The sequence below is a fragment of the Streptomyces sp. SLBN-118 genome (assembly GCF_006715635.1).
GTDB lineage: Bacteria > Actinomycetota > Actinomycetes > Streptomycetales > Streptomycetaceae > Streptomyces.
On record NZ_VFNP01000001.1, the window covers coordinates 3296558 to 3308885 of the forward strand.

A 12328-nucleotide genomic window follows, 5' to 3' on the forward strand; every position below is an offset into this window, starting at 1 on the left:
CCGTGTCCGTGCGGGCGCCGTCGGAGCCATGCTCTCCGCGTTTCTCGTGGCGACTCTGCTTCCGGCCGAGGCGTGGGCCATTCCGCCTGGGGACCCCCGCAACGGCGTCAGCCTGCCCGCGATCCAGCAGGACACCCCCGTGGATCCCGACGAGGCGAAGATCGATGAGCTGAGCAGCTGGTCGGGTGCGCCGGTCGAGCCCCCGGCCGAGTACGAGCCGACCGATGTCGCACCCCCGGCCGGCGGCACCGCCCCCGTGGCCCTCGACGGCGCGGGTGAGCAGCTCGTCCAGGTCAGCGGGCTCCCGGTGCGTATCGGCCAGGCATCCCCCACCGAAGCCGAGCCCAACCCGCCTGCCCCCAGCGGCACGTGGGACGTCGCCGTCGAGCCCCGTACAAGTACCGAGGCGGCGGACGTCGACGGTGCGATCATCAAGGTCACGCCCCCGTCCACCGGGTCCACACCCGTCGATGTGGAGCTGGACTACGGAGCGTTCGAGGACCTGTACGGCAACGAGTGGTCCTCCCGCCTCCAGCTCACCCAGCTTCCCGAGTGCTTCCTGACCACGCCGGAGCTGGAGGAGTGCACGACGTCGGTCGACGTGCCGAGCGAGAACGACCCCTCGTCCGAGACCATCCGCGCAACCGTCGACCCCGCCGCGAGCCAGACTCAGGGCCTGACCGTTCAGGCGGGCGGCGGCCCGGTCGTCCTCGCGGCCTCCGACTCGGCGTCCGGCGCGGGCGGCACGTACAAAGCGACCCCCCTCTCGGCGACCGGCAGCTGGACCGCGGGCGGCAGCGGCGGCGGCTTCTCCTGGTCGTACCCGCTCACAGTCCCCGCACCTCCGGCCGGCCCCGCGCCGAAGGTCTCGTTCTCGTACTCGTCGCAGGCCGTGGACGGCAAGACGTCGGTGGCGAACGGCCAGGCCTCCTGGATCGGTGACGGCTGGGACTACAACCCCGGCTTCGTCGAGCGCCGCTACCGCTCCTGCTCGGACGACCGCAAGAACAGCCCCAACAACGACAACGCCACGGACAAGAAGAAGGCCGACCTGTGCTGGGCGAGCGACAACCTCGTGATGTCGCTCGGCGGTTCGTCCACGGAACTCGTCCACGACGACGCCACCGGCAAGTGGGTCCCTCTCAACGATGACGGCACCAGGGTCGAGTACAAGGCCAAGGACGGCACGAACAAGGCCGCGCAGACCGACGCGTACGACAGCGAGTACTGGGTCGTCACCACTCGGGACGGGACGCGCTACTGGTTCGGAAGGAACAACCTCCCCGGCCGGTCCACGGCGACCGATTCCGCCTTCACCGTCCCGGTCTTCGGCAACCACACCGGCGAGCCCTGCCACGCGACCACATACGCCGCATCCTCCTGCACCCAGGCCTGGCGCTGGAACCTCGACTATGTCGAAGACGTCCACGGCAACGCGATGATCATCGACTGGGACAAGGAGACCAACTACTACGCGAAGAACCAGAAGTTCAATGCCAAGGTCTCCTACGACCGCGGCGGCTACCCGACCCAGATCCTCTACGGCCTGCGCGCCGGCAGCCTGACCGGCACCCCGGCCGGAAAGGTGATTTTCGGTGTCGACGAGCGCTGCATCAAGGAAGGCACCACCTCCTGCTCGGACACCGAATTCGAGTCCAAGAACTACGAGGACAAGCAGCCCTGGTGGGACACCCCCTCCACGCTGCACTGCAAGGCGACCGCCACCAACTGCTACGTCTCCGCTCCCACCTTCTGGAGCCGGATGCGGCTGACGCAGGTCACCACGTACGGCCAGCGCACGCCGGGCACGACCTCCCTCTCCCTGGTCGACCGCTGGAACCTCAAGCAGTCGTTCCCCAGGCAGCGCAGCGACACCCACCCGCCGCTGTGGCTGGAGTCGATCACCCGTACCGGCTTCGGCACCGACACGGACAGCGCAGGCAACCAACTCAGCACCCCGCTTCCGGAGGTGGCGTTCCTCCCGAACATCGTCGACATGCCGAACCGCGTCTCGACGGGTTCGGGTGACCAGACGCCGGACTTCGACCGTCTGCGCGTCGAGACCATCCGTACGGAGACCGGCGGCGAGATATACGTCGACTACTCCGACCCCTGCCCGGTTGGAGGCACTCACCCCGCTCCGGCGGAGAACACCAGCCGGTGCTTCCCTGTCCACTGGTCGCCCGATCCGGACCTCGAAACGCCGCCGCTGGAGTGGTTCAACAAGTACGTCGTCGACAGCGTCGTCGAGAAGGACCGGGTGGCCCGTCAGCCCGACGTCGTCACCTCGTACACATACGAGGGCGGTGCCGCCTGGGCCAAGGGCACCGACGAGTTCTCCAAGCCGGAGCTGCGCACGTACGACCAGTGGCGCGGCTACGGCAGCGTTGTGGTGAAGAAGGGCAAACCCGCCGAGGCCGGGATCCCGGACGCGAGCGAGCAGTCCCAGGCCCGTACGCGCTACTTCCGTGGCATGTCGGGGGATGCAGGCCGCCCCACGATCACAGTCAAGGACTCCACGGGCGCCGAGGACCTGGGCGAGGACCTGCTCGCCTACCAGGGCCGGCCTGCCGAGACCCTTACGTACACCAAGGCGGGCGGCAGCGTCGCCTCGCGGGAGCTGACCTGGCCGTACAGCAAGAAGACTGCGTCGCGGGCACGTGAGGGCCTCCCGGCGCTGGATGCTTACCGGACGGGCACAACCCGCACGGACGCGATCCAAAGCATCAGCGGCGGCAGGGTGCGCACGGCCCGCACGGCCACCACCTTCGACGCCACCTACGGCCTGCCCCTGACGGGCCACACGCTCACACTCACGCCCGACGCGTCGGGAGCGCAGGTCACCGGCAACGAGTCGTGCACCACGACAAGTTACGTCCACAACACGAGCGCCTACCTCATCGGCCTGCCCCAGCGGGTCCGTACGACCGTCGGCGACTGCGCCCAGGCGGCCACGGCGACGGGCGACCAGGTCATCTCCGACACCCGCACCTCGTACGACGCGCTGGACGCCTTCGGCACGGCACCCGTCAAGGGCCTGCCCTACCAGATCGACACGGTCGACGGCGACGGCTCGGGATGGATCACATCGGCGCGCACGACGTACGACGCGCTGGGCCGCACCACCAAGGTCACCGATGCGGCGGGCAACGCCACGACCACCGACTTCACACCCACCACTGGGCCCGCATTCGAGGTCACGGCCACCAACGCCCTCGGCCACACCTCGAAGTCCGCAACCGACCCGGCGCGGGGCACGGTGCTGTCCGTGACCGACCCCAACGGCCGGAAGGTGACGAGCAGTTACGACGACCTCGGCCGCGTCACCGGTGTCTGGTCACCTTCCCGTACCCAGGGCACGGACAAGGCGTCAGCGCTCTTCGAGTACCAGATCGAGGCAAGCAAGACCCCTGTCGTCACCACGCGCACCCTGCGCGACAACGGCACGTACGAGGACTCCGTCGCGATCTACGACGGCCTCCTGCGCCCGCGTCAGACACAGACGGAGGCGCTCGGCGGCGGCCGGATCGTCGCGGAAACGCTCTACGACGACAACGGAGCCGCCGTCGAAGCACGCAACGGCTACTACGCCAAGGGTGAACCGACCAAGGACGAGCTCTTCGTGCCGGAGTCGCTCACCGAGGTCAAGAACTCCACGCAGACCCAGTACGACGGGCTGGGGCGTGCGGTTCGCTCGACGACCCTGTACGAGGGCGATCCGCAGCACTCGACGACGTCCCAGTACGCCGGTGACTGGACGCTTGCCCGCACCGGTATGTCGGCGGACGGCACAACCCCGCTGTCAGGCAGTCGCGCGGTGAAGACGTGGACGGACACGCTGGGCCGCACCTCGCTGATCCAGCACTTCACAGCCACCGACCTCACGACGAAGACCGACACCTCGTACGTCTACGACCCGCGCGGCAAGCTTGCTCAGGTCACGGATGCGGCGGACAACCACTGGACCTACACCTACGACGCGCGAGGCCGTCTGACGGCGTCGACGGACCCGGACATGGGTTCGGCGTCCTTCGGCTACAACTCGCTCGATCAGCAGATCCGGTCCACGGACGCCGTGGGCCGTACGCAGCACACGCTGTATGACGTCCTGGGCCGCCAGACCGAACTGCGCGACGACTCGGCTTCGGGTCCGCTGGTGGCGAAGTGGACATACGACTCACTGCCGGGCGCGAAGGGACACCCTGTCGCCTCCACGCGCTACAACGACGGCGCCGCGTTCACGAGTGAGGTGACCGGTTACGACACCGAGTACCGCCCGACCGGCTCGAAGATCACGATCCCGAACACGTCGGTCACCGCAGGGCTCGCCGGCACGTACGCATACACCAACACATACACGGCAACCGGCAAACCCCAGAGCGTACAGCTCCCCGCGACCCCGGGAGGGCTCGCCTCCGAGAAGCTGATCACCCGGTACGACAGCGAAGGCTCCCCGGTCACGACCTCGGGTTTGTCCTGGTACACCGCCGACACCCGCTACAGCTCTTTTGGTGAGGTACTCCGCACGGCATCCGGTGAGGCGCCGCGCCGCGTGTGGACGACGAACCTGTACGACGAGAACACCGGCCGGGTGGAAAAGTCGTACAGGCACCGGGAAACGGCCAACCCGAACCTGATCTCCTCGCTGGCGTACGGCTACGACACGGTCGGCAACGTCACCTCGATCACCGACACCAAGTCGGGAGCACAGACCGAACGGCAGTGCTTCTCGTACGACCCGATGGGCCGCCTGGTACACGCCTGGACCGGCCGCACCGTGAACTGCCCTGCGGCGTCGAGCGCTCAGGGCGCGGGCCCCAGCCTCGCCGAAGTCGACCCGGGCTTCGACGGGAACGGTTACTGGCAGCAGTACGAGTTCGACGCCATCGGCAACCGCACCCGGATGACGGTGCATGACCTGACCGACCCGGCGCTGGACGACGTCCACGACTACACCTACGGCAAGACGGTCACCGGGAACGGCACACAGCCCCCGACCATTGCGCAGCCCCACACGCTCGCGAAGGTCGACTCGACCGAACGCACTCCGGGTTCGACGGTCACCTCGCAGTCGACGTACGTGTACGACTCCTCGGGCAACACCACCCAACGAGTGCTCGGCGGCGACACCCAGGCTCTGGACTGGGACCGCCGCAACAAGCTGACATCGGTCGACACCGACAACAACGGCACGGCCAACGTCAAGTACCTGTACGACGCGGCCGGTCAGCGCCTGATCGAGGACAACGGAACCACCCGCACCCTGTTTCTCGGCGAAGCCGAGATCACGGTCAACACCGCCGGCCAGGCGATCGAGGCTCAGCGCTACTACACCCACCCCGGCGCCCCGACCACGGTCCGCTCGACGGGCGGGAAGACAACGGGCCATAAGCTCACGGTCCTGCTCGCCGACCACCACAACACCGCGAGCAACGCGATCGAGCAGACGGCCGGCCAGGCCATCATCCGCCGCAAGTACGACCCGTACGGCAACCCCCGCGGCACCGAACCGTCGAACTGGCCCGACCGCCACACGTTCCTGGGCACGGGAATCGATGACCCGTTGACGGGCCTGACCCACATCGGCGCGCGTGAATACGAGGCATCGACCGGCCGCTTCATCTCAGCCGACCCGATCATCGACATCGCCGACCCGCTCCAGATGAACGGGTACACGTACTCAAACGCCAACCCGGTGTCGTACTCCGACCCCACAGGTCTCAAGCTGGCTTGTGGACCGTCGGGTGACGGCTGCCCATTGAGGCCGGACGACGACTATGGGTACGGGAACGGTCGCCCGAATGAAGGCGTCGACCACACGGAGACCACGCCGGGCGGTCCATGCAACGGCGGTTGTGACGAATCTCATGGCGTCGATCTCGATGACGACGGCAAGATCACGATGCTTCCCGGTGCCGAAATACCGGCATCGTGGAAAGACACGCCGAAATTCGCCCAGGTCTATATGGCGAAGCTCGATTCTAATTGTCACTACGACGACCTTAGCGACTGCTTTTCACAGACGGACAATCCCTATGTTAAGAGCACGCTGGAGTCAACGAAGAACTACGCCTGCCGCGAGGTCTACGGTGGATCCTGTCCAGGGGGCTTTAACCTTAGCAAGGCGATTTCTGGCGCCCTTGTCTTGGGGCTGGACAACGGTTATTCGCGTAGCCCGGGCGTAAAGGGGCAGCGAGGAGACTGTACCCAGTGCTTCCTGGCTGGCACAGATGTCCTCATGGCGGACGGCACCACCAAGAATATTGAGGAAGTCGAGCTCGGCGACAGAGTCCAAGCCACCGACCCAGATACCGGTGAGTCAGGGGCCCGTGAGGTAACTCGCCTCATAGTCACTGAGGACGACAAGCACTTCAACGAGCTGTCCATCGCCACCGAGGACGGCATCGAAGAACTCACGGCGACTTTCGAGCACCCCTTCTGGTCTCCGTCCGAGGACAACTGGGTCGAAGCCGGTGAGCTCCAGCCGGGCACGACGCTGCTCACGGACGACGGCACAACTGTGATCGTCACAGCCAACCGCGCCTTTACGAAGCACGCCCGCACCTACAACCTCACGGTTGACGACCTTCACACGTACTATGTGCTGGCGGGCGAGACTCCGGTACTCGTTCACAACAGCAACTGCCCCGGTGTCGGCCGTGATTTGATTGGCGGGCAAGAGCAGTTCCATATCATTCACGGTGACAGAACGGGTGGTGGCCATAAGTGGCCGGGACAGCCTGGGAAGACCGTGTTTCCGCGCGGCTGGGACACTGACAAGATCCTCGACAGTATTGCCGATGTCGCGACCAGTCCCAGCAGCGTTAGGACGCAGCAGACAGGCCGAGCTGGAGCCCCGTACACGAGGAACGGGGATCCGTCGCGGTGGAAGGTTGAAGGAGTAGTGGACGGCGTGAACATCAGGGTCATTTATGAACCTGCAACGGGCCGAGTTGTGACCGGTTTCCCGTACCGGCCCTGATGGAGGTGCAGTGAAAGCTGTAGAGTACGCCGCCAAGATCGAAGAACTGCTAGAGGAATCTCCCATCACTGCGCCTTCGGTCGCAGTCGATGTGCGCGACCTTCTGACGGCCGGAGAGTTCGCCCTAGCTTTCGACACCATGTGCTCATGGATATATGAGGACGAGTTGTCGATTAGCGAAGAGTATTACGAGCGGCTTGTCCGGATGTCGGAAGATCTTGGGTCTCACGATCTGATCGCGCGAATGCGTGAGCTGGTAACGGGATAGCTGAGTGTGTTCCCGCCACTTCGATTGGGCCGCGTCGCGATCGTCTGATGTGGGTCGAATCGGAGTGAGCAACCGCAAATCTGAAGCCCCGCCAGGTGCATCCTGGCGGGGCTTTTGCGTGGGGTGACGGCAGTAGTTGACGGCAACGTCAGCGGACGAGGACGGTGAGCGGAGGTGGATCATCGCCGTCAGTTCGGTTGGCCTTGGTGTTCGTTATGCCGTATCGAGCGCGGTGCCGAGGGCGTCGATGGCGTCTCGCTGGAGGCGGAGTCGGACGTGGGCGTAGACGGTGGCGGTGACGCCGATGTGGGCGTGGCCGAGAAGTTCCTTGATCACGACGAGTTCGACGCCCTGTTCCAGGAGCAGCGTGGCGGTCGAGTGCCGGAGGTCGTGGAAGCGGATGCGGCGGAGGCCGGCCTTGCGGAGGAGCGTGGTGAAGGCGCGGGTGAGGTTGGTCGGGTCGAATCGATCCGCCCTGCACGGTGGTGAACACGTGCCTGCTGTGCTGCCATGCGGTGCCTGCGGCCTTGCGCTCACGCTGCTGCTGTTCGTGGTGGAGCTTCAGCGATTGGACGCAGCGGGCGGGGAGGGCGATGCGGCGTTCGGAGGCCCGCGTCTTGGTGGGCAGCGTGGTGAGTCCGCCCCTGCTGGTGCGCTGCAAGGTTCGGCGGACGGCAGCGGTGCCCGCGCTGAGGTCGAGGTCCCCCCAGCGCAGGCCGAGGAGTTCGCCCTTGCGGAGCCCAGTGTGAAGAGCGAGTTCGCCGCGTGCAACCGGTGTCCGCGCGTGGCCGCGAGGAACTGGCGGGCTTCGTCGGCGGTGAGGGGTTCGAAGCGCCGAGGCCGTGGGGTGCCGGTGCGGACGTTGCGGGCGATGTTGCGCGGGATCTCTTCCTCGCGGACGGCGTGCTCCAGGGCAGACTTGAGCACCGAGTGGATATAGGTGAGCGTCAGCGGGGAGAGCAGCTTGCGGCAGCACCGGCCACTGGCACAGCAGCGGGGCTCATCACGCCGGGCATCGATACCACGCGAGCAGCACTGGCAGGTGGCGCGGAGCTGATTGAGCCAGGTGCGGACGTCCTTGGCGGTGAGCTTGGTGAGCTTCTTCTTGCCCAGGCCGGGGATCAGGTACCGGTCGATGCAGGCGGCGTACCGCGTGTGAGTGTTCTCGCGGAGGTGGTGGACGGCGACGTTCTCCAGCCAGTACGTCAGGTACGCGGCCAGGCTGCCCTGCGCGGAGGGGACGGGAAGGCCGCGGTTGCTGGCGGCGATCTTCTCGGTGAGCTTGGCCAGGGCTTCCTTGCGGGTCGTGCCGTAGACGCGGATGCGCTTGCGGGTGTTGCCGGGGGCGAGGACGTATCCGGCGGCTTCCCAGCGGCTGTCCTTGCGCTGGTAGACGGTTCCGTCGCCGTTGGCGCGGACGCGACGGGAGGCGGGGGTGTCGCGGGGCGTGGTCATCAGGCGGCGGCTTCCTGTTCGAGGCGGGTGCGGATGAAGTCGGCCAGCGCGTGGGTGGGGATGCGGCGGGCGCGGCCGAGGGTGATCGAGGCGAGCTGTCGGGTGCGGAGCAGGTCGTAGACGGCGGAGCGGCCGAGCTGGAGGCGGGCCATGACCTGGGGCACCGTGAGCAGATCCAGCGCCGGTGCCGCCTCCGCGTGGAGGCCAGCGAGCGGGGGCGAGGTCATCAACAGCCCCCTTCGGCCGCGAACTGCCGTTCCAGTTCCTTGCGGTGCCAGATGTGGGCTGCGAGGAGTGCGCCGCCGGGGCTGTAACCCGAGCCGAGGTAGTCCCAGCGACCGACGACGAGCGTGGTCGTCGGGTCGGACTCGGGCAGTCCGGCGTGGGCGCGGGCCTGTTCGGTGCGCCAGGTGCGGCGGGCGTCGCGCAGTGCGCCGAGGGTGGTGGAGTAGCTGCGGGACTTGGTGGAGAAGTGGCCCCGGAAGCCGAGCATGTGGGCCCACTTCCGGAGCTTGAGGTGGGCGAACTCCGGCAGCTCTCCAAGCTCCCAGCAGGTGCGGATCATCTGCCGGACGTGCCGGGCGACGGGGAGCCGGGTCAGCGGGCGGGCCTGTCCGGTGCCGTCGCAGGCGGTGCACGGGAGCGGCGTTCCGTGGGGCAGGAGGTTGGCGCCGCGTCCCTGGCAGGGGCGGCAGAGGAGGGTGTGGTCGAGGGTGCCGGAGGCGTTGGCGGACTTGGTGGCGTACTTCGCCACGTAGGCGGCTACGGCCTGGTCGGTGAGTTCGGCGTCGGTGCCGAAGGCGGCGATCTCGCGCACGTCGAGCTGTGTGCCCCAGGCGAGTTCGCGCTCCCCGATCGCGTCCGAGGCGACGGCCACTCGGACCCGGAGGGCTGCGGCTCGGATGGCGTCCGTGAGCACGGCGACGGTCGCCGACGGTGGCGGAGGCATGGCGTTGCCGTCGGGGCCGTCGAGCCGGATGACGGCGTGGAAGTGGACCAGGCCGCGCTTTTGGTACTCGGCGACCTTGGCGAAGGAGATCCGCAGTACGGCGCGGGCGGCTTTCTGGGTGAGGCCGAGTCGGGCGGCGAGCTCGCGGCGCAGGTAGATGGTGAAGCGGGCCCACAAGGCTCCGGCGTGGGCGTTGAAGAGGACTGCGCCCGCGTAGTCGTACGTCGCCGGGTTCAGCGGCGTCCCGATCAGGGCGTCCGTGGGTTCGTGGAGCTTGCGGCAGCGGCAGGGCCGGATGTCGCCGCCGGGGGTGGTGAGGCGGTTGTGGACGGGGCCGAAGGACGGCGGGGTGAGAGTGGCGAAGACCCGGGGGTGGGTGCGGACGGTGTCGGGCACGGTCTTGCCGCCGGAGAGGCCGGCGCGGATGAGGTGGTAGGTGTCGGCGGCATAGATGCGGGAGCAGGTTGGGCAGCGGGAGGCGCGGCGGTTGCCGCAGGTGGTGAGCAGGCTGCCCGTCGGTTCGGCGGAGGATGTGTAGGAGCGCAGCACCTCACCCGTCGCGGAATCGACGGTGGTGGTGTGGCCGGTCAGGCGCACGGGCTCGCTGCAGCCGCCGAGGCGTTCGATCTGCTGTTGCGCGCGGTCGAAGTTGGGGTGGTTGACGAGGTGGAGCAGGTCCCGCACGGCGGGGCTTGCCACGTGGCGCAGGTCCAGGGTGACCATTCGGGGCGTGTCCCTTCTGTCGGGTGGGTGGCCCCGAGCAGCACCCAGCCAGGCAGGAAGGCGTGTTGGTGCTGCTCGGGGCATGACGAACCAGGCCCATCGGGTGGGCGTGGGGTGGAGCGAGGGTGACGCGGCCGGTGAGGGCCGGGGCTCAGAGCTGAGCAAGTGCGGCGGTGGCCACCGGCAGGGCGATGCCCATGCGCGCGCCCAGGTGGGCGGCGGTGATCGGGGTCCCGTGCTCGGCACGGTGGGTGTCCGCGATGCGCCGGGCCGCGTCCAGCAAGGCAGCGGGCAGGGCCGGGCCGGAGGCGGGTCGGGCCGTCGGGGTGATGGCGACGGGAGCCGGGGCGGTCGGCGGTTCCTCGGTCGGCGACGCGACAGTGACCGGGACGGGGGCCGGGGGTGCTGGTTCGGGTGCGGGTGCTTCGTCTGGCACCGGCGCGGAGATGGGAGTGGTGGCGTCCTCCAGATGCGGGGTGGGGGCCGTGGGGGTGTGGAACTGGGCGAGGAAGGCGGGGCCGACGTGGCCCCAGCCGAGGAGCAGGAGCGGGGCGACGGTGTCGAGGCAGGCCCGGCCGTAGCGCCCGGTCAGCAGTGGCTCGGCGGTGTTCAGGGCAAGGGTGAGCACCCCGCACAGGTGCGGCAGCCGCGTACCGGCCCGCAACTCCGCCTTGGACACCCCGCGCAGAGCCAGGAACCGCAGAGCGACCAGGAGACCGACGACGGACAGATCCACCATGGGGGCGATCAGCGGCGCGATCGGACGGGGGACGCCGAGCCGCAGGGCGAGCGCCCAGACGTTGCCGAAGGAGAAGACGAAGGCCAGGGCCGCGATGACTGCCATGACCACGGTCACGGTGCGCCGGGTGAACCGTCTCCGCCATGTTCTCAACCTCCCTTCTGGTGTGGGCGTTTCGTCGTCGGGTCGCTGCCCTTGTACTCGCGGAAGTAACCGTGCGCCTCATCGATGATCAGGACCGTGAGCGGCCACTCCGGTGAGGGGCCGACGTGCCACAGGTTCTTCACACCCAGCACGTCCCGGATGGTCGCCGAGCGCCGCTTACGCAGCTCCACCAACCGCTTGAACAGCGCGTTCGCCTCATCGAGGTCATCCCCGCAGAACGCGAACATCCGCTTGACCAGGTCGGCGTAGTCGCCCTCCGAGGCCTGCGACACCTTGCCGTCCGCACCCGCGATCTGCACGGACGGAGACGGCGCGAAGTCGCAGACGAACTTGTTGACCCCCGAGGTCTTGCCCGCACCCGGGACGCCGGCCACCGTCACCCCGGGCACGTTGGCCAGGGACACCCACACCTTCGCGGCGTACTCATCGATGCCCGGCTCCCAGCGGGTCAGGTCCGTGGGCGGGCGGCGGGTGGGCCGGTGCGTGGTCGGCGTGGTCAGGGGGTCGGAGCGCACGCCCCGGATCACCACCCTGCCGGGGCCGTCCGGCAGCACGGACACCCGCGTGCACCGCCAGGCGTCCGCCAGTGTCGAGTCCCAGGTGATGGCTGGCGTTCTGGTCCCAGGTGATGCTTGACGGTGGGCCTAGACAACATCGGAAGCTTCGTAGGGTTTGTTCGCTTTCACGTTGCGGACCGGGATGTCGGTGGTGCGCTGGATGACGCGGGCCTGTCCAGCTCGACGGTGATCGTCGAGTCCGCGACATACACGGTCACGGTCTGTCCCGCGTAGGTCCGCCCGAGCGAGATGACCTGCCGGCAGACCATGGCCGTGCCCGTCGCACTGACCCGACGCTGCACCCGCACTGACCCGACGCTGCACCCGCACTGACCCGACGCTGCACCCGCACCGGCTCGACGCCCGGACGCGGCGGCGGGCCGGCCGGACGCAGGCCGCCGCGCGCCGGCGGTCGGTGCCCGCCGCCCGCTCCTGTCTGCCGCCCCCCTGGCGACGGCCGCCGACCACTCGGCGCGCAGTCGTCAGGCAA

Annotated in this window: 6 protein-coding genes and 2 pseudogenes; 2 read left to right on the forward strand and 6 right to left on the reverse strand. The window is 68.2% G+C overall.

Going from position 1 to position 12328, the window contains the following annotated elements:
* The first annotated feature begins 28 nt into the window (after positions 1 to 28).
* Positions 29 to 6982 carry a polymorphic toxin-type HINT domain-containing protein gene (locus FBY35_RS14940; RefSeq protein WP_160159270.1) on the forward strand — a complete coding sequence of 2318 codons (6954 nt, stop codon included), beginning with the start codon at positions 29 to 31 and terminating at the stop codon, positions 6980 to 6982.
* Positions 6983 to 6992: 10 nt separating this feature from the next.
* Positions 6993 to 7250 (forward strand): MafI family immunity protein, encoded by a 258-nt coding sequence (locus FBY35_RS14945; protein WP_142214269.1) that lies wholly within the window; start codon positions 6993 to 6995, stop codon positions 7248 to 7250.
* Between the two features lie 148 nt (positions 7251 to 7398).
* On the opposite strand, the pseudogene FBY35_RS14950 reads toward FBY35_RS14945, so the two are convergent.
* The 6 genes and pseudogenes from FBY35_RS14950 to FBY35_RS37730 all read right to left on the reverse strand — a co-directional run bounded on the left by FBY35_RS14950 (position 7399) and on the right by FBY35_RS37730 (position 12146).
* Positions 7399 to 8705: pseudogene (locus FBY35_RS14950) on the reverse strand (tyrosine-type recombinase/integrase).
* On the reverse strand, positions 8705 to 8932 hold the full coding sequence (locus tag FBY35_RS14955; RefSeq protein ID WP_142214270.1) for a helix-turn-helix domain-containing protein: 228 nt from the start codon (positions 8930 to 8932) through the stop codon (positions 8705 to 8707). The pseudogene FBY35_RS14950 and the gene FBY35_RS14955 overlap by 1 nt, the downstream one beginning before the upstream one ends.
* Positions 8932 to 10377 carry a replication initiator gene (locus tag FBY35_RS14960; RefSeq protein WP_142214271.1) on the reverse strand — a complete coding sequence of 482 codons (1446 nt, stop codon included), beginning with the start codon at positions 10375 to 10377 and terminating at the stop codon, positions 8932 to 8934. The genes FBY35_RS14955 and FBY35_RS14960 overlap by 1 nt, the downstream gene beginning before the upstream one ends.
* Before the next feature lie 151 nt (positions 10378 to 10528).
* The gene (locus tag FBY35_RS14965; RefSeq protein ID WP_142214272.1) at positions 10529 to 11221 is read right to left on the reverse strand and encodes a DUF2637 domain-containing protein; all 693 of its coding nucleotides are present in this window, start codon (positions 11219 to 11221) and stop codon (positions 10529 to 10531) included.
* Positions 11222 to 11286: 65 nt separating this feature from the next.
* Positions 11287 to 11868: pseudogene (locus tag FBY35_RS14970) on the reverse strand (cell division protein FtsK); the annotation flags it as partial.
* Between the two features lie 95 nt (positions 11869 to 11963).
* On the reverse strand, positions 11964 to 12146 hold the full coding sequence (locus tag FBY35_RS37730; RefSeq protein WP_313904656.1) for a hypothetical protein: 183 nt from the start codon (positions 12144 to 12146) through the stop codon (positions 11964 to 11966).
* Positions 12147 to 12328: the final 182 nt, after the last annotated feature.